Annotated in this window: 13 protein-coding genes; 9 read left to right on the top strand and 4 right to left on the bottom strand. The window is 67.6% G+C overall.

All coding sequences use genetic code 11. The annotated features are described in order from the left end of the window. Nucleotides 1-203: 203 nt before the first annotated feature. The 3 genes from MYMAC_RS35405 to MYMAC_RS35395 form a co-directional block, all read right to left on the bottom strand. Nucleotides 204-1,493 (bottom strand): cytochrome P450, encoded by a 1,290-nt coding sequence (locus MYMAC_RS35405; protein ID WP_095961285.1) that lies wholly within the window; start codon nt 1,491-1,493, stop codon nt 204-206. Between the two features lie 381 nt (nt 1,494-1,874). Then, nucleotides 1,875-2,288, bottom strand: coding sequence for an STAS/SEC14 domain-containing protein (locus MYMAC_RS35400; RefSeq protein ID WP_204817253.1), 414 nt, complete (start codon nt 2,286-2,288; stop codon nt 1,875-1,877). 94 nt (nt 2,289-2,382) lie between these two features. Next, complete coding sequence (locus MYMAC_RS35395) at nt 2,383-2,802, bottom strand: SpoIIAA family protein (protein ID WP_013937061.1); 420 nt, start codon at nt 2,800-2,802, stop codon at nt 2,383-2,385. A gap of 242 nt (nt 2,803-3,044) precedes the next feature. Between MYMAC_RS35395 and MYMAC_RS35390 the strand changes: the two genes are divergently transcribed. The 3 genes from MYMAC_RS35390 (at nt 3,045) to MYMAC_RS35380 (ending at nt 6,203) form a co-directional block, all read left to right on the top strand. Continuing rightward, nucleotides 3,045-4,325, top strand: a complete 1,281-nt coding sequence (locus MYMAC_RS35390; protein ID WP_095961283.1) for an ABC transporter substrate-binding protein — start codon at nt 3,045-3,047, stop codon at nt 4,323-4,325. A gap of 190 nt (nt 4,326-4,515) precedes the next feature. Then, the gene (locus tag MYMAC_RS38495) at nt 4,516-5,394 is read left to right on the top strand and encodes a carbohydrate ABC transporter permease (RefSeq protein ID WP_095961282.1); all 879 of its coding nucleotides are present in this window, start codon (nt 4,516-4,518) and stop codon (nt 5,392-5,394) included. Further along, a complete protein-coding gene (locus tag MYMAC_RS35380; RefSeq protein WP_013937064.1) occupies nt 5,391-6,203 on the top strand; it encodes a carbohydrate ABC transporter permease in 813 nt (270 codons plus the stop codon). The genes MYMAC_RS38495 and MYMAC_RS35380 overlap by 4 nt, the downstream gene beginning before the upstream one ends. 9 nt (nt 6,204-6,212) lie before the next feature. Here the strand turns inward: MYMAC_RS35380 and MYMAC_RS35375 are convergent, their stop codons facing one another. Continuing rightward, nucleotides 6,213-7,076, bottom strand: a complete 864-nt coding sequence (locus tag MYMAC_RS35375) for an RpnC/YadD family protein (RefSeq protein WP_204817251.1) — start codon at nt 7,074-7,076, stop codon at nt 6,213-6,215. Between the two features lie 169 nt (nt 7,077-7,245). Here MYMAC_RS35375 and MYMAC_RS35370 point away from each other — a divergent pair, with 169 nt between their 5' ends. The 6 genes from MYMAC_RS35370 (at nt 7,246) to MYMAC_RS35345 (ending at nt 16,946) form a co-directional block, all read left to right on the top strand. After that, nucleotides 7,246-10,731, top strand: a complete 3,486-nt coding sequence (locus MYMAC_RS35370; protein WP_095961280.1) for a serine/threonine-protein kinase — start codon at nt 7,246-7,248, stop codon at nt 10,729-10,731. A gap of 12 nt (nt 10,732-10,743) precedes the next feature. Then, the gene (locus MYMAC_RS35365; protein ID WP_095961279.1) at nt 10,744-11,568 is read left to right on the top strand and encodes a sigma-70 family RNA polymerase sigma factor; all 825 of its coding nucleotides are present in this window, start codon (nt 10,744-10,746) and stop codon (nt 11,566-11,568) included. Continuing rightward, nucleotides 11,568-12,425 (top strand): serine/threonine-protein kinase, encoded by an 858-nt coding sequence (locus MYMAC_RS35360; RefSeq protein WP_095961278.1) that lies wholly within the window; start codon nt 11,568-11,570, stop codon nt 12,423-12,425. Before MYMAC_RS35365 ends, MYMAC_RS35360 begins: the two co-directional genes overlap by 1 nt. Nucleotides 12,426-12,551: 126 nt before the next feature. Further along, nucleotides 12,552-13,442 (top strand): nucleotidyltransferase domain-containing protein, encoded by an 891-nt coding sequence (locus MYMAC_RS35355; protein ID WP_239989662.1) that lies wholly within the window; start codon nt 12,552-12,554, stop codon nt 13,440-13,442. Nucleotides 13,443-13,543: 101 nt separating this feature from the next. Then, nucleotides 13,544-15,373: an SAVED domain-containing protein gene (locus MYMAC_RS35350; RefSeq protein ID WP_095961276.1), complete on the top strand. Its 1,830-nt coding sequence runs from the start codon at nt 13,544-13,546 to the stop codon at nt 15,371-15,373. A gap of 97 nt (nt 15,374-15,470) precedes the next feature. Next, nucleotides 15,471-16,946: an RAMP superfamily CRISPR-associated protein gene (locus tag MYMAC_RS35345; protein WP_095961275.1), complete on the top strand. Its 1,476-nt coding sequence runs from the start codon at nt 15,471-15,473 to the stop codon at nt 16,944-16,946. Nucleotide 16,947 lies beyond the last annotated feature (1 nt).

Below are 16,947 nucleotides of genomic sequence, written 5' to 3'. Positions count from 1 at the left end.
GAGTGAGCGTGGTGATTCGGGTCCTCCTGTACCCCATGGGGGTCGCTTTTGTCCCGCCCATTCACTCAAGGTGGGGTGGGTTTCTACCCTTCTTTGTAGGAAATCGTCCGCTTCGAGCCCGAAATCGCGGGCTCCGGACATGACGAGGGCCTGGAGACCGGTGTCGGTCGCCAGGCCCTGGTTCATCCCGGGGTGGGGTGGGCTCAGGTAGGGGTCCACTCCACCTTCAGGTGCTTCATCTGCCGCAGCACCAGGCTCTGCCAGGTGCCGAAGTCCTGGCCGGGGACGAGCTTCGGGTCTGGCAGCCGGTCCAGGAGGACGTTCGTGGTGATTTCGAACTGGAGCCGGGCCAGGGGGGCGCCCAGGCAGAAGTGGGTGCCTCGGCCGTAGGTGAGGTGCTGGGGCACCTTCTCCCGGTCCAGGTCCAGCGTGTTGGCGTGGGGGCAGAGGGACTCGTCCCGGCTGCCGGCGGCGAAGAGGAGCAGCAGGCGCGCGCCCGCGGGAATCTTCACCCCGCTCAGCTCCACGTCCTCCTTCGCGGTGCGAATCATGGCGTGGGAGACGGAGTCGTAGCGGCTGGACTCCTCGAGGAACTTCGGCACCAGCTCCCGGTGGTCGCGCAGGCGCTGCCACAGGCCGTGCTGGAGGGCCACCTTCCAGGCGTTGGCCATCAGCGCGGTGGTGGACTCGTGGCCGGCCGACAGCATGGACGCGCCCACGGCCATCACCAGCTCGTGCATGCTCAGCGCCTCGCCGTCGTTCTCCACGGCCACCAGGTAGCTCGTGAGGTCCTCCCGGGGGTTCTTCTTCCGGTCCTCGATGAGGCGGATGCAGTACTGCTGGAACTCGATGACGCCCTTCGCCATCTCCACCTGGCGCTCCGGCTCCACGTACTCGAAGACGAGCTGCTGCCAGTCCGAGCTCCAGCGCTTGATTCTCCAGACGTCCTCCTGCGGCACGCCCATGACGCCGAGGATGACGTGGACGGGCAGCGGCCAGGCCAACTGCGTCACCAGGTCCGCCTGCCCCTCCTTCGCGAAGCGGTCCACCAGGGTGGAGGCCATCTCCCGGATGAAGGGCGCCATGCCGTTGATGCGCTGCGCGGTGAAGCCCCGGTTCATCAGGCGGCGCAGCCGGGTGTGCTCCGGCGGGTCCATGCCCAGCAGCACGTGCGCGGTGGGGAAGCCCTGGTCGAGCACGGCCTTGGCCTCGTCCGTCAGGTGCGTGCCGCTGACGAGCATGTCCCGGTTGGAGTACTGCGCCGGGCTCTTCAGCACCTGGGAGATGTCCTCGAAGCGGCTGACCAGCCACATGTTCAGCATGGGGCTGAACGTGACGGGCTCGTCCTTGCGCAGCTTCTCGAAGAAGCCGTGTGGGTCCTCCACGTGGGGGCCGGCGAAGGGGTTGTACTGGGCGCCCAGGTGAGGGCAGCGGCCCGCCTGCGCGTGGGCGGGGACTCCGGTCTCTTCCTGCTTTTGTGCGGACACAGGCATGGCGTGGCTCGCCAGACGAGCGCGGCCCCCCGGCACGCGGTTCGTCTGCAACGGGTGGAATGGCAATGAAGGGGCCAGGCCCCTACAGGCGGCGGGTGCTCAGGGGTGCGGGGAGCCAGCGAGGAAAGACCGGGCAGGGTGGGACTCCCCAAATCCGCCTATACAACGAATTCTGGCTTTATTGCCAGTAAGGGCACACTTTTTCATTTTCACTGGTCTTCAGTCTTGACGGCTGATTCCAGTAAATGTGCGTGTAGTGCCGGAGAGTGTGCGGGATTTCACTCGGGGCGTACCCTGGGGAGGACGCTCGGACGCGCCTGGAGCGTGCCCGCCGGTGGCGTGGCGGGTGGCGCTCCAGGGCAGGGGGGATGGGGCGGGTGCTCAGCCCAGCTTCTTCTTGTGCTTCTGGCGATGCTGCGCGACCCAGGCGCGCGCTTCCTCGTGGTCCTTCACGAAGGTCGTCTCGAAGCGCGACTTGCCGGTGAAGAGCATGCCCAGCGCGATGACCTTGCCGAAGGTCTGCTGCACCACGTCCGCGCCCACGTAGACGCTGCCCTTGAACCAGTCCGCCTTGGCGTTCTCCGACAGGTAGCGCCGCGGCTCCGCGCCGAGCTGGGACTGCCCGATGTCGGCGATCAGGTAGTAGGGCCCGTACTTCTGGGCAATCTCCCCGTACACGTCCACCGCGCGCTTGATTTCGTCCAGGTCGATGGGACCGACGAAGGTCGCCAGCACGATGTCGGGTGCTTCATAGCGGACCGAGTGGGGGCCGAATTTCCAATCCAGTTGCTGCATGTCACTCCCTCCAGAATCCCCGGTGAGCATAACGCCCACCAGGGAATAGCGCGAGATACATGCCTGTCAATTTGGGCGGGGAATTCCTGACCCACTAGCCTGCTTTGCTCTTGAGGCGGAGCCGGTGCTGGGCCACCCAGGCGCGCGCCTCGTCCTGCGTCTTCACGAACACCGTTTCGAAGGTGGACTTGCCGGTGAAGAGCAGCGCCAGGGCGATGGCCTTGACGAAGGTCTGCATGACGATGTCGGCGCCGACGTAGATGATGGCGTGGTACCAGTCGGAGCTGGCCTTCTCCGACATGTACCGGCGCCCGGCCGCCTCGAGCTGCGAGCGGCCGATGTCCGCGATGAGGTAGTACTGGCCATGGTCGGCGGCGGTCTGCTGGTAGAGCGCCACCGTCTCCTTCACCTCTTCCAGGCTGATGGGGCCACTGAACTCGGCGACCAGGGTGTCCGGCTCCTCGAAGTGGGCCCGGTGCGCACCGCACTGCCAATCCCGCGACTGCTGTTTCATCGCTTCCCCCTCCAGTTGTTCCTGCCTGGATGAGAATACCGCTGAGACAGCGTCCAAGCGAATCGTGGCTCTCCCTTGGTTCATGATGACTCACCGGGCGTGATTGTCTTTGCCGGACGTGCCTGGATGTCTGAAAAGTGTGTTTTCACCCAGGAGCACCAGACTTCCGGGATGTTGACGTGCGGACCGACCTGGATTCCCGGGCTTGACGGGGGTGGGTGTGGCTGGAGTCATGCCCGCGCATGAGACGCGTTTCCTCCATCGTGCTCGCGCTGGGCCTCGTCCTGGGGCTGGGCGTCTGGGGCTGCCGGCGGCAGGACGCGGCGGAGCAGGCCCAGGGGCGCACGCGGCTGGTCTTCAAGTATCAGCCGCTGTGGGGCCCGCCGGAGCCGTTCCGCGAGCTGCTGGCACGCTTCGAGCGTGAAAATCCCGGGGTGGAGCTCGTCACCGAGGCGCTGCCCAACGCCTCCGACCTGGCGCACCAGTTCTTCCTCACCTCGCTGGAGGGCGGGGCCCGGGACTTCGACGTGCTGGTGGCGGACGTCGTCTGGGTGCCGGAGTTCGCGCGGGCGGGGTGGATTGCGGACCTGTCCAGGGAGTTCCCGCCCGAGCGGCTGCGCGAGGACTTCTTCCCCGGCCCGGTGGAGGCCGTGGTGGTGGAGGGCCGCACGTACGCGGTGCCCTGGTACCTGGACGTGGGGGTGCTCTACTACCGCACGGACCTGGTGCCGCGCGCGCCGCGCACCTACGCGGAGCTGGAGCGCTTCGCGCGCGAGGCGATGGCGAAGACGCCCGGGCTCCAGGGCTACGTGTGGCAGGGCCGGCAGTACGAGGGCCTGTCCTGCAACGTGTACGAGGCGCTGTGGGGGCACGGCGGCCGGGCGCTGTCGGAGGATGGGCGGGTGCTGCTGGATGACGCGCCCGCGCGCGAGGCGCTCGCGTACCTGCGGGGCCTGATTGAGCGCGGCGTGTCCCCGGCGACGGTGACGGGCTTCGCCGAGGAGGAGTCGCGGCGGGTGTTCCAGGAGGGGCGCGCGGTGTTCATGCGCAACTGGCCGTATGCGTGGAGCGAGGCGCAGAAGCCGGGCTCGCCCATCCGCGGCAACGTGGGCATCGCCCCGCTGCCGACGGTGAGCGGCGAGCCGGGCTCGGGGGCGCTGGGCGGGTGGCAGCTCGCGGTGAACGCGCACGTGTCGCCGGAGCGGCGGAGGCTGGCGGCGCGGCTGATTGCGCACCTCACGTCACCGGAGGCCAACCGGGTGCTGGCGCTGCACTACGCGCGCAACCCGCCGCGGCCCGCCGTGTACCAGGACGCGCGCCTGCGGGAAGAGGCGCCGTTCATCGCCGGGCTGCTGCCCCTGGTGGAGCGCGCGAGGCCCCGGCCGGTGACGCCGTACTACAACCTGATTTCGGACGTGCTCCAGAGCGAGTTCTCCGCCGCTGTGGCGGGCCTGCGCACGCCGGAGGTCGCGCTGAAGCGCGCGCAGCGGCAGGTGGACCACCTGACGGGGGAGGGGCCGTGAGCTTGAGCCACCGTTTCCAAGGAAGGGCGGGGGGGATGGGCGGTTCACGGTGGCGCCCTGGATGCGTGCGGCTCGCGGACGCGGGCGGTCCCTCGGTGGGCGGCGCGGTCCTACGTCCGCGGGGCTCGCGGGAGCGGCGGCAGGTGTGCCTGTTGCTGGTGAGGGCGGTTTCTCCGTGGGAGGCGCGGCCATGAGTCCCCGGGGCTCGCTGGAGCGGGAGCGGCGGCAGGCGTACCTGCTGGTGGCGCCGGCGGTGCTGGTGCTGGGGGGCGTGGCGCTGTACCCCATCCTGGCGGCGGTGTGGCTGAGCCTGCACCGCTTCATCCTCGTCTTCGGCGAGCGGCGCTTCACGGGGCTTGCGAACTACGCGTACCTGCTGGGGGACTCGCGCTTCTGGGCGGCGCTGGGGAACACAGCGTACTTCACGGCGGTGGCGGTGACGGTGGAGCTGCTGCTCGCGGTGCCGCTGGCGTTGCTGCTCCAGAAGGCGTTCCCTGGCAGGGGGCTGCTGCGGGCGTCGGTGTTGGTGCCGTGGGCCATTCCCACCGTGGTGAGCGCGCGGCTGTGGGCGTGGATGTTCAACCCGGAGTACGGCGTCATCAACCGGCTGCTGCCCGGGCAGGACATCAACTGGCTGGGGGCCCCGGGGTACGCGCTGCACGCGGCCATCCTGGTGGACGTGTGGAAGACGACGCCCTTCGTGGCGCTGCTGGTGCTCGCGGGCCTGCAGGGCATCCCCGAGGACCTGTACAAGGCGGCGCGGGTGGACGGGGCGTCACCGTGGCGCGTGTTCGTGTCGATAACGCTCCCGCTGCTCAAGCCGGCGCTGCTGCTGGCGTTGCTGTTCCGTTCGCTGGATGCGTTCCGGGTGTTCGACGCCATCTACGTGCTGACGGAGGGCGGGCCGGCGAACACGACGGAGACGCTGAGCATCTACGCGTACAAGACGCTGATGCGCTCGGGGGACTTCGGGTACGGGAGCACGTTGTCGGTGGCGACCTTCCTGTGCGTGGTGGTGCTGGCGGCGGTGTGGCTGCGGCTGCTCGGCCGTGAGGAGGCGGCGCGATGAGGCAGCGGCCTGGGCTGGGGACCGCGCTGGCGGTGGTCGCGTTCCTGACCTTCTTCCTGGGGCCCTTCTGCTGGCAGGTGTTGACGAGCCTGTGGCCGGATGGCGAGCTGACCCGGCCGTGGCCCTCGCGCCTGACGCTGGAGAACTACGCGAGCGTGCTCTGGGGCCGGCCCTTCCTGCGCGTGGTGTTGAACTCGCTGGTGGTGGCGGCGCTGACCACGGGCTTCTGTCTCACGGTGGGGGCCGCCGCTGCGTTCGCCCTGGCGAAGCTGGAGTTCCGAGGCAAGGGCCTGCTGCTGAGCGCGGCGCTGGCGGTGAGCATGTTCCCGCCGATTGCCACGGTGAGCCCGCTGTACCTGATTCTGCGCGCGGTGGGCCTGCGAGACAGCCTGGTGGGATTGGCCTTGCCGTATGCGACGTTCGCCCTGCCGTTGACGCTGTGGGTGCTGACGTCGTTCTTCCGGGCGCTGCCCGACGAGCTCTACCGCGCCGCGCGCGTGGATGGCTGCACGCCGTTCCAGGCCTTCCGTCAGGTGCTGCTGCCCCTGGCCGCGCCCGGGCTGGCGACGACGGCGATTCTGGTCTTCATCTTCGCGTGGAACGAGTTCCTGTACGCGCTGACGTTCCTCTCCACGCCGGAGAAGCGCACCGTGCCGGTGGCCATCAGCCTGTTCGCCAGCGAGTACCGCGAGCCGTGGGGCGAGATTGCCGCGGCCTCCGTGGTGGCCACGCTGCCCCTGGTGGCGCTGACCGTGCTGTTCCAGCGGCGGATTGTGTCCGGGCTGACGGCGGGGGCGGTGAAGGAGTAGGGGGCGCGGTCAGTGCTTCGGCGCCGTGAGGAGGGCGCGCAGCTCGGTGGCCGCGGTGTCCGGGGTGGTGAGCGCCTTGGTGACGAGGGCTTTCAGGGCCGAGGCGTCGAGTTGGGAGAGGCGCGCCTCGGCATCGGGCGGCTGGGGAATGCCTCGTGCGTTGGCGAAGATCAACAGCGTCTCGACGCGTTCGTGGACCTCAGTCCGTGCCCTCTCCTGTGCGCGCAGCTCATCCCAGAACGGTGAATCAATCATGATGTGCCTCAAGTGCCGACTGAGCCTGTCCTGCCCGAACCGGCGGGACGCCAGCGTGCCGAGTACCACCAGTAAGTCTAGGCGTTCCTCCGACGAAAGGCTCGGGGCCTGCTGGATGCGGGACTCCGCCCAGGCGATTCGCTCGGGGCCTGCGTTCGATTCCAGGACAGAGAGGGGAAGCAGGGCCGTGGCTGCCTGCAAGGCGGGCTGGCGGTAGTCCACCTCCCAGAGGCGTATCACCTGGAAGTCGAAGGTGAGGACGCGCATCCCGGCGCACTCGAAGCCGTAGGGTGGTGGTGTGCCCTCGGCCTCTGGCACGAGGTAGATGGCGACAGGCAGTACGGGCAACTTCTCCCGGCGGTGGATGCGGACGGTGTAGTCCAGCAGTCGCTCCGCGAAGTGGGGGTCCGCCTGCGCCTGGAGTTCGACGTCCACGGCGAAGCGCACGCCATGGGCTTCCACCACCAGGACCGCGTCCGCGCGCCGCTCGGATTGCGGAAGGCTGGAGTCCGCCACCCGGATGAAGGACGGCGTCTGCGCCCCGAAGAGGAGCGCGAGCAGTTGGTCGGGGTGCCCTTGCACCAGCCTGCGCAGGATGAGGTCGAAGACGGAGGTCATGGAGTGTGGGAACCCTACGGGTAGGGGCTGACACGTCAGAGGCAGGTCGGCTCTGAGTCAGGACGGACTGCTGACGCGGCAGGTCGGTTCACCCCTCACTCGAACACACGCCGTCGACGTAGACTCTGGAGCGGGTTTCCCTCGGAAGTGGGGAAACGTCGCGACTCCGATGGAACACCCTCTCCCTGAGCGATTTGGCCCGTATCGCCTGCTTCACCTCATTGGTAGCGGTGGCATGGCGCACGTGTATGCCGCTGTGCATGAGCAATCGGGACAGCAGGTCGCGCTCAAGCGGCTGTCTCCCACCTCCGCGAAGGATCCGCAGCTTGTCGCGCGGTTTCTCCAGGAGGGACAGGCATTGGTCCGGCTGGACCACCCTGGCGTGGTCCGTGGTTTCCATTGCGGGCGGCAGGGCGCGGACGTGTTCCTGGCCATGGAGTTGCTGCGCGGCCTGACGCTCCGGCAATGGATGCAGCGGTCAGATGAGGGCGTCGATGTGCCCTCGGTTCTGGCCATTGGGGCGCAGCTTGCCCAGGCCGCAGCGGATGTTCACGCTCAGGGAATCGTCCATCGGGACTTGAAACCGGAGAATATCTTCCTTTGCCCGGATGAGACGATTGCACCGGGATATCGGGTGAAGTTGCTGGACTTTGGCGTCGCGAAGGTTTCGGAGTTCTCGGGCGGCGCGTCAGCTACCACGCAGGTACACACTCATGAGTCCTCGTTCATGGGGACGTATCTGTACATGGCGCCCGAGCAGTTCTTGAGCGCGGCCTCAGTGGACGGGGCCGCGGATGTGTATGCATTGGGCGTCGTGCTATTCGAGTTGCTCGCGGGGCGCCCGCCCTTCGTTTCGGAGGACCCTGGCGAGGTTCTCATCGACCACCAGTCGAAGGAGCCTCCTCCGGTGCGGCGATTCGCACCACAGGTCTCCACCGCGCTATCGGCCTTCATCGCTTCCCTGCTCGCGAAGGATGCGCAGGCGCGGCCCACAATGGCGCGTTGCGCAGAATTGCTGGGCAAATCCTGGGAAGGCGTGGAGGCGCGCTGCCCGCTTCCGGGGCTGGCCCCCTTCGCCGAGGAGCAGGCCGCGCTGTTCTTTGGCAGGGAGGAGGAGACCCATGCGCTGTGGTCACTGCTGGAGAGGGCGCGCGCGGGGCGGCTTCGTTGGATTCAATTGGAAGGGCTCAGTGGCGTGGGGAAGTCGTCGCTGCTCCAGGCCGGGCTTCTCCCCATGCTCCGCAACGCCGGTGCGACTGGAAGGCCGAGTTGGCGCGTCATCCATCTGAGGCCATCCGATGTCCCGATTCGCGCGTTGGCCCATGCGCTGGACAAGGCCAACCCCACTGGGGGCAGCGAGCGCGCCGAGGCGCTGGAGGCCTTGCTGCGCACGGGGCCGGGGGCATTGCGCGACTTCCTGGCGGCCCACAACCCAGTGGACACGCTGGTACTCCTGGTCATCGAGCCACTGGAGGAGGTGTTCCCCTTGAGCACCTCCGAACGGGGCGTGCTTGATGCGCTCGTTTCCACCGCGCTTGCCGGGGGCGATTCTCCACTGCGGTTGTTCACGAGCGTACGCAGCGATTTTCTCCACCGCATGGAGCAGCTTCCGTCGTTGTCCCGGCACCTCCACGCCGCGGCTCGCTTTCCCCTGTTACCCATGGAGGAAGCCGCGCTGGAGCGCGTCGTGAAAGGGGTCGCCAGGAATGTAGGTCTGCGGCTTGAGCCTGGGCTGGCCTCGCGCATGGTCCTGGACGCGAGGGATGAGGGGGGCCGGCTGCCGCTTCTGGGGCAGGCGCTCCGGGGGCTGTGGGCCCTCAATGACGGCGCGCCGTTGACCCAGGGGCACTACGAACAGCTCGGGGGCGTGGGGGGGGCGTTGGCTCAACAGGCGGAAGCCCTCCTGACGGGACTGGGGCCCGAGGGACGCGAGCGCGCCAAGTGGCTGCTCCTGGACCTGGTGCAGGTGGGGCGCGGCGTTCCAGATACCCGGCGGCCGCGTTCGCGAGAGGAGGTCCTTGCGGCGGCGGGGGGCGATGCATTGGCGGAGGAGGTGTTGCTCCGGCTGACGGGAATGCGCGCGCGAGGCTTCACTGATGTGGAGCAAGGCATGAGGCTCGTCGTGCTGTCGGGTGGAGATACCCCAGCCGCGCAACGGGTGGACCTCGTGCACGAGACGCTGCTCCACCGGGTGCCCTCGCTCATTGCCTGGCTTGAGCAGGAGCGCGCTCTGCTGGAGCGCCACGCGGACCTGGAGGTCGCGGCGAGCGCCTGGGAGCAGGCGCGGTTTCCCAGGGATGGCCTGCCCACGGGGACCTTGCTGGCCCACTACCGTGGCGGGGGGGCGTCCCTCAATGGTCCTGAGGACATGGTCCGGCGGGCGAGCCCGCGTGCCGTTCGTTTCCTCGGCACCGCCGCGCGGCTCGAGCAGCGTCGCTCGCGGCTCAGGTGGGGGGGCATGGCAGCGGCCCTCCTGGCCATGCTGCTCATCCTCTTCTACGCAGCCCGAGCGGAGCAGGAGCGGCTTCGAGCGGAGGCCGAGCGAATGCGAGCAGAGCAGGCACTGCTCCGCGCCAAGCAGGAGCAGAAGCGCTCCATTGCGACTCAACTGGACCTCATTGGGGCCATGGATGCCGTCGTCGGCAGCGCGGACTGGCGATTCAGCAGACTGGCCAACACGCTCGAACCACGCAGAACCTTGTTGGGGGCGTTTGGCGGGATTTTCAACGCGATGTCACCGGCTGAGTATGAGGGCATCGAGATGCTGCTCATGGACGTCAGCCTGTCCCATCGGGTGGCGGATGTGGCGTATCATGACGAGGTGCTGGCGAGTGCGGAGCGGGGGCTGTTGAAGTCGTTGGACAACGTCCGCCGGGGAGAGCTCCTGGAGCCCGTGGGCAGGTCCTTCCAGTTTGACCTCGGACTCATCCACTCCAAGCTGGGCAAGGTGGAGATGGCGCGCGGGAATTGGGAGCGGGCCCGAGTTCACTTCGAGGAGTCCATCGCGTTGCTGGAGCCCTCATGGTCCTCGAATCCGCAAGACCTGACTGACGGGGTGCGAAGCTTCGCGGTGAGCCTTTCCGAGTTGGGGGAATTGGAACTCGCGGTGGGGCACCTGCCGCGCGCCGCGCAGCTCTTCGACAGGGCCATTGTCCTTCATGCCTTCATCGCGAGGGGGAGTTCCTACTCGTCCGCGCTGTTGGCACTGACGCTGGCGCACCGGGCGGAAGTCTCGCTCGCGCAAGGGGACCCGGATGCCGCGGAACGCATGCTCCACGCTGCACTTCGGATGGCGCGAGTGTGCGTCGAGTCCCAGCCCGCTGACCAATACTATCGTTGGGTGTTGGGGCGGGTTCTCATTGGAGTGGGCGCGGAGCGGACCGCGAGACGGCAATACACTCAAGGGAACGTCGCCTACACCGAGGCTCGTTTGTTGGGGCAGTCTCTCCGGGAAGCGGAGGTTCCGAACAAGCGATATGCGCTGGTGCTCGTGGACGCCTTGCTCGGGAGCGAGACGCTTGCCCGCGCGCGAGGTGTCACGGACCAGACAGCTTCTTGGCGGGCACAGCGCTGCGCGTTGGCGCGTGCCTTCCACCTCTATGACCCGGAAGATCTCCGCTTCCGTCCGCTGGGTTGCCCCGACGAGGAAAGGTAGGCTCACAGTTCCATGAAAAAGCCGCCGTTGTTGGAGCTGTCTGTCGAGGCGTTGATTCGCCTGGCAAAGGAGGGGGACTCGGCCGCGCTGGAGGAGTTGCTGACGCGTTTCCATGATGTCATCCAGGCGCATGCGAAGCGGTATGGGAAACCTTATGGTCCGGGAGGGACACGGCCCTCGGACCTTTCTCAGTTGGCTTCCATGCGAGTGCTCCAGCAATTTTCCACCTTCAAGGGGCAATCGGAAGGGGAGTTGCGTGGGTGGCTCAAGCGGGTCGTCGCCTCCCAGGTGGTACAGACGGTCCGGCACGCGACGCGCCAGAAACGCGACGAGTCAGACGCGGTGCCGTTCGATTCGGATGAGGCGCGGAATGCGCCGACGCGCCAGCGCAGTCCGAGTCAAGTCGTATCTCAGCAGCAGGAGGCCCTGCAGTTGATACGGAGCATCCATACCGAATTGTCAGGAGGGCAGTCCGATGTGGTGAAGGCCTATTACCTGGATGGTCATTCGCTCAAGGACATCGCGCTTCAGATGGACAAATCGGAGGACGCGGTGGCGTCGCTGATGCAACGCGGTGTTGGCGCGCTCAAGCAGTATTTCCTCGGCGAGCGCGTCGCGGGAGACGGCGACGAAGACGCTGCGAAGCAGAGCCGGTTGGACAACGCCTTCCTTGCCTACCTGCGACGGCTCGCCGCGGAAACGGATGTGGACCCGGTCTCGTTCGCCGCTGGCTACTCGGACTGTTCGCCCGAGCTGGAGAGGCTGTTGCTCTGGGCAGGACGCCTGCAGGCGTTGCGACCCCCGGAGCCCTTTGGGACGGGCGGCACGGAGGACTGATGCTGGTCAGGGGGACCCAGGTTGGCGCGCACGTCATCGTACGAAGGGTGGCCGTCGGCGCGTTCAGTGATGTCTACTCCGGCCTGCATGCCGTGGATGGCACTCAGGTGGCGGTCAAGGTGCTCAGCGCGTCGTCTTGTCTCCACGAGGAGTTGGTGGCGCGTTTCCTCAATGAGGGACAGTCGTTGAGGGACCTCCGCCATCCCGGACTGGTTCGTGCGCTCGATCTGGGGCTGCTCCCGGATGGGCCGCCATTCATCGTCCTTGAATGGCTTCCAACGGACCTGGAGCAAGCGCTTGCGCGCGCGGGAGGGTGCCTCCCCGTTCGGACTTGCGCGGAGGTGCTAGGTCAGGTTGCGGCGGCACTGGACGCGTTGCACGTCCATGGACTCATTCATCGTGACGTGAAGCCCGCGAACATCCTGGTGGCGCGTCTGGACGCGGAGGACGTCACCGTGAAGCTGGCGGACCTGGGGCTCGCCAAGCGAGTGGCCACCGGACCGGAGGCGCCTGCGGCGCTGCCTGTATCGACCGCGGGGACCGCCGTCCTGGGCTCATGGGACTTCATGGCCCCGGAGCAGTGGCTTGATGCCAAGCGCGTGGATGCCCGAGTCGATGTCTATTCGCTGGGCGTTCTCGGGTTCCAGTTACTCGCGGGACAGTTGCCGTTCGGGGGCGGAACCCAGAAGGAGTTGATGATCCGTCACTTGCGGATGCCCCCACCACTGCACCTGTTGGGGGACGAGGTCCCAGCATCGCTCCGAGGTCTGCTGGGGCGGATGATGGCGAAAGCGGCGGGAACTCGACCGCCACTCATGGAGGTGCGTGAGTGTGTGGCTGGCCTGGTCTTCCGTTGAGTGTTCCAAGGGATGTCGCCGTGTGTAGGTGAGGCCGGTGACTGAAATGGGTGAACACGCCGCGATGCCATCGCGTCACGTTTGGCGTCCTTGTTCTTGGACAACGAATTTCCAGCGAGGCGCGTTATGCGAAGCGTGGGGCACGCCCTTCAAGAGGCCATCGAATCTTTGGAGTTGCCACCTGAACAGCACCGACGGGTGACTGCGCGCATGCAAGAGGTCCAGCAGCGCCTGCGGGCTGTATTCGGTCCCAAGACGGATTTCCTTTCGGGGTCCTACGGACGCGGTACGTCCATCCGGCCCCTGAACGACATCGACTTCTTCATCGTGCTTGGGGACGTTCTGATGACGGCGGCTCCCGCGCGGCCGCTGCTCCCTTCAGATGCGCTCCGGGAACTCCGGGATGGAATCCATAAGGAAATTCCCAGGCGAAACATGCCCGCCATCCAGCTGCATTCCGTGCGCGTGGAGTTCGAGGAGACACCCATCCAGTTCGATGTCATTCCGGCTTACGCTTGCTCGAATGGGCCGGGATATCTGATTCCCGAGCGGAAGAAGGACCAGTCCGAGGAGAAGTGGGTTCGAACAGACCCCCGCAGACACCAGGAGGCCTGTGCCACCGCCAACAAACGGTGCGAAGGGAGGCTCCACTCCCTCATCAAGCTCGTGAAGCACTGGAATCGGAAGCAGCACAGTCCTCTGAAGTCCTTTCATCTGGAGGTCATGAGCTACAGCGTCCAGCTTCCCCGCTTGTCACGGGAATCGGGGCATCTAGAGTCGCTGGAGACGTTGTTCGCTCACCTCGCCCGCGGCGTCATGAACCGCTGTACAGACCCGGCGGAACTCGGCGACGACGTCGATGTGTACCTGAGCCCAAGTCAGAGGTCCGCGGCCAGCCAGCTCCTGGATGGCGCTGCGAGGGAAGTTCGTCTGGCCAGGGAGGAGCAGGACACCCATCCCGCGAGAGCGCATGCTCGCATGAAGAAGCTCTTCCCGGACCTCTATCAGGGCTACTGACCGAGCGGTTTGTAGCCTTCGCCTGAAAAAAGCGCAGGGGCTGCGATGGCTCCTCTGCCTTTTTCGCGTCCTCTCTGGTGAAGCCCCTTCCAGGAGAGGACATGCGGAGCGAGGACATCCCCATCACCCCGAGGACGCGCGCGCTCATCGTGCGCTACGAGCAGGACCGGCCCGTCATCGAGGCCACGGCGCGGGACACCCTGATTCGGTACGGCCTGGAGGGAGACCGTGACGTGGCCTCCGTCGTCCTGCACCCGCACGACCCGGCCCGGGCCGCTCGGAGCCTCCCAGGGCAGGACTGGAGCGAGGCCTTCAGCGAGCACGAGCGGTTCGCGGCGGCGCTCCTCAAGCGGGAGGCGGAGCTGCACCTGGACCACCTGCCCGTCCACATCTTCGGGTGCGCGCCCCTGGCGCTGATGCTCGAGCTGGCCTCGCGGCTGCCGCGCCGGCCTGTCTGCGTCTATCAGCAGGCGCAGGATGGCTCCTGGTCGCTGGGGTATGACCGGATGACCGCGCCGTCGGCGGAGGACTTCTTCCAGGTGGAGGGGCTGCCCTCCGGTCGGCAAGGCGGAAGGGGCCATGTCCTGCTGGTCGTCGAGGTGACGCGCGCCATCCGGGACAATGTCCGCTCCAAGGTGTCGGCGTGGCTGCCGGAGGCGTCCATCCTGACGACGGTCTGCCTCCGGCCCGCGGCGGGGCCGTCTCCCACGGCGGTCCAGAATCCGGGGCAGGCGGCGCGCGCGGCGGCGCAGTTCCGGGAGGTGCTCGACAAGTTGCATGAGCTGCTGGAGGGCGCCGAGTCCGTGGTCCTGGCCATCGACGCGCCCGGCAGCTTCGCCGCGGCCCTGGGGACGGCCGTCAATCCCACCACCCAGCACCCGCTGACGCTCCTCCACTTCAACGCGGAGCGGCAGCTCTACGACAGGGTTCATGTCATCCGGGCTCGCCGCGACGTGGCGCCACGGGTCCCCACCGCGGACGACAAGCTCACCGCCATGCGGGTGCTCCGGGAGGTCCAGAAGGTCCACAAGGAGCTGGTCTCCTGGCTCAAGGAGCCCGAGCAGCAGCCCTTCGTCGAGCACATCGACGGGCAGGCCTACCTGCGCAGCGAAATCGAGGACGAGCCCGCCTACGAGCGCACGCCGCTGTTCCGCCATGGGGCGGGGAAGTGGAAGCTCGACTGGGAGCTGCTGCTGGGGCTGGGCGCGCTGCTCAAGCGGCTCCAGTCGCAAGAGGACTGGAAGGAGTGCCTGCGGCTGTTCCTCATCCACGAGGCGTTCCATGTCCGTCAGGGCGGGCTGACGTCCTACAACTACCGGGGCATTGGCAGGGCGGGCTTCGTGCTGGAGGCCGCTGACTACGACGCGGACGCGGTGGGCGTCGAGGTGGCGCTGGCGTGGCGCAAGGCCAGGCAGGGCGGCACCGTGAAGGACGTGGGCCAGGTGAAGACGCTCGAGTCCATCGTCTGGAACTCCCTGGAGATTCTGCGCGTCTTCGAGCCCGAGCGCCCCGTGCGGGAGCTGGCCGAGCGGCGGCTGCGCCGCTATCTCATCTGGCTCTTCCACGCGTGCCGGTTCTCGGCGCTCGCGCTGCGCTCGCCGGACGCCGAGGTGCGGGAGGAGCTGGAGCGGGTGACGGTGGAGTTGGTGGGCCTGCCGGCCTTCCGCGACCCGCATGAGAGCTACTTCCAGCAGCGGGTCCGGCTGTCGCTGGAGGACTCGCGCGAGGAGGTGATGCTGGCGCTCTACTTCCGGCACCGGCTGGTGCGCATGGACAACGCGCGCGCCTGGGTGGAGGACCTGCTCCAGGCGCTCCGGGAGTGGGAGGCGCCGCCCCGCGAGGAGCTCCAGGACCGCGTGCGGCTGCTCTTCGAGCGCCTCTTCGACCGGCACCCGGAGCTGGTCTCCCCTCGGCTCCCGGGCGCGCGGTAGCCGCGCGTCTGGGAAGGCACGGCGGGGGCTGGGGCCCGCCGTGCGTGCTCACACGCCTTGTTCACGCTGTTGCCCAATCTCCTGACACGGGAGCGTCATGCGTTCGCTGCTGGACCTGCCTGAACCTGATTCAACCGACCTTGCCCACCTGCGCCGGCGCTCCGCCTCCGCGCCGAGGCTGGAGACCTTCACGTTGGCGCTGAAGACCATCACGCCCATCCTGGGCGGAGGGCCCGTGGCGCGTAGCCCCGAGCTTCCCTCCGTGGACATCATCCGCGTCCCCACGCTGCGTGGGCACCTGCGCTTCTGGTGGCGCGCGCTGTATGGCCATGCCTACGTCGCGCGTGGGACGGAGGGCGCCTGGGAGCTGGCGCGCAAGGAGCGCGAGCTCTGGGGCGGCATGGGGCGGGCGGGGGGCGTGGACGACGCGGGGCCCCGCCGCTCCCAGGTGGAGCTCCGGGTGACGGAGGTCCAGCAGGCCCAGGGGGATTCAAGCGACGTCGATAGGGCGCCACGCGGCGTCTATGCGTTGTGGCCCGCGATAACAAAGCCTGGGTTGCGAGATCTCCCTCGGTGGAGACCTGGACTTCGCTTCACGCTGGAGGTGGTGGCGCCCGAGGGAGAGGCCATGCTTCAGGTTCGCAACGCGGTGCGCGCCTGGATTCTGTTCGGCGGCTATGGCTCGCGCGGGCGGCGAGGCTGTGGCTCGGTGGATGTGGCGACGGGGGACAAGGCGATCCGCGAACAGTGGCTCCCCGCCGAGGCGAGCCGTGAGGCGCTGCGCCAATTGATGGGAGGCCTCCCTCTCTTCCTGGCGCGCCCCGAAGCCCCACGGTGTGACATGCCGTTGCTCCAGGACGCGTTCCTCTACCGGGCGCATCGTCGAGCGCCTTACTCCTCGGGCGTCGCCGCATGGGAGGTCGCGCTTCAGTGGCTGAGAGACTTCCGGCAAGGCACCGAGTCCTGGGGGGACGGTCTGCCTCTGCCAGCACGCAACCCGAAGAAGGAGGGCAGGGAAGGGCGCTCCAACTGGCCAGAGGCGGACAAGATTCGTCGCTTCGCGCGGCCGTCTCCGAAGGACGAGGTGGGCACCGCCACCGGGAGGGCCTACCCCGAGGAGCATGCGCCACGGCCCGGGCATTCGGCTTCGCCCGCATGGCCTCGGGCGGGGTTCGGGTTGCCCATTGCCTTCCGTTTCCAGAGGGAAAACAAACACAAGACGCCCTATTCGCCGCAGGAGCCCGTGGGCTGTGTTCTCCAGTGGGCGCGAAAGAACAACGGGAAATGGGAGCGAATGGACAGGCTGGCGTCGCCGCTCATCGTCAAGGCCATGCCGCTCTCGAATGGCCAGTTCGAGCCTGTCGCGCTGTGGCTGCACCGTGGGACGCCTGTGAACGGGCGCGTCGTCGTGGTGCAAGGCAAGGCGGTGCTTTCCCGCTCGGAGGTGGCTTTCGAAAGGTCCTTTCGCGCCAGCGACGACCAGCCGCTCTTCAGCCCGCTCCAGCGCGCGGACAACCTGCGTGACGCCTTCTTCCAGTGGCTGAAGGACACCCAGAAGGCGCAGGAGGCGTGAG

Source organism: Corallococcus macrosporus DSM 14697, assembly GCF_002305895.1.
Taxonomy (GTDB): Bacteria; Myxococcota; Myxococcia; order Myxococcales; family Myxococcaceae; genus Myxococcus; species Myxococcus macrosporus.
The sequence above is the reverse complement of the archived record's forward strand: the minus strand, read 5'-3'. Positions and strand labels throughout refer to the sequence as shown.

What these genes read in the sequence shown, in the direction of transcription:
- MYMAC_RS35345 (WP_095961275.1), top strand. Translation starts at nt 15,471, where the DNA reads ATGCGTTCGCTGCTGGACCTGCCTGAACCTGATTCAACCGACCTTGCC.
- MYMAC_RS35350 (WP_095961276.1), top strand. Translation starts at nt 13,544, where the DNA reads ATGCGGAGCGAGGACATCCCCATCACCCCGAGGACGCGCGCGCTCATC.
- MYMAC_RS35380 (WP_013937064.1), top strand. Translation starts at nt 5,391, where the DNA reads ATGAGGCAGCGGCCTGGGCTGGGGACCGCGCTGGCGGTGGTCGCGTTC.
- MYMAC_RS35355 (WP_239989662.1), top strand. Translation starts at nt 12,552, where the DNA reads ATGCGAAGCGTGGGGCACGCCCTTCAAGAGGCCATCGAATCTTTGGAG.
- MYMAC_RS35390 (WP_095961283.1), top strand. Translation starts at nt 3,045, where the DNA reads ATGAGACGCGTTTCCTCCATCGTGCTCGCGCTGGGCCTCGTCCTGGGG.
- MYMAC_RS35365 (WP_095961279.1), top strand. Translation starts at nt 10,744, where the DNA reads ATGAAAAAGCCGCCGTTGTTGGAGCTGTCTGTCGAGGCGTTGATTCGC.
- MYMAC_RS35395 (WP_013937061.1), bottom strand. Translation starts at nt 2,802, where the DNA reads ATGAAACAGCAGTCGCGGGATTGGCAGTGCGGTGCGCACCGGGCCCAC.
- MYMAC_RS35375 (WP_204817251.1), bottom strand. Translation starts at nt 7,076, where the DNA reads ATGACCTCCGTCTTCGACCTCATCCTGCGCAGGCTGGTGCAAGGGCAC.
- MYMAC_RS35360 (WP_095961278.1), top strand. Translation starts at nt 11,568, where the DNA reads ATGCTGGTCAGGGGGACCCAGGTTGGCGCGCACGTCATCGTACGAAGG.
- MYMAC_RS35370 (WP_095961280.1), top strand. Translation starts at nt 7,246, where the DNA reads ATGGAACACCCTCTCCCTGAGCGATTTGGCCCGTATCGCCTGCTTCAC.
- MYMAC_RS35405 (WP_095961285.1), bottom strand. Translation starts at nt 1,493, where the DNA reads ATGCCTGTGTCCGCACAAAAGCAGGAAGAGACCGGAGTCCCCGCCCAC.
- MYMAC_RS35400 (WP_204817253.1), bottom strand. Translation starts at nt 2,288, where the DNA reads ATGCAGCAACTGGATTGGAAATTCGGCCCCCACTCGGTCCGCTATGAA.
- MYMAC_RS38495 (WP_095961282.1), top strand. Translation starts at nt 4,516, where the DNA reads ATGAGTCCCCGGGGCTCGCTGGAGCGGGAGCGGCGGCAGGCGTACCTG.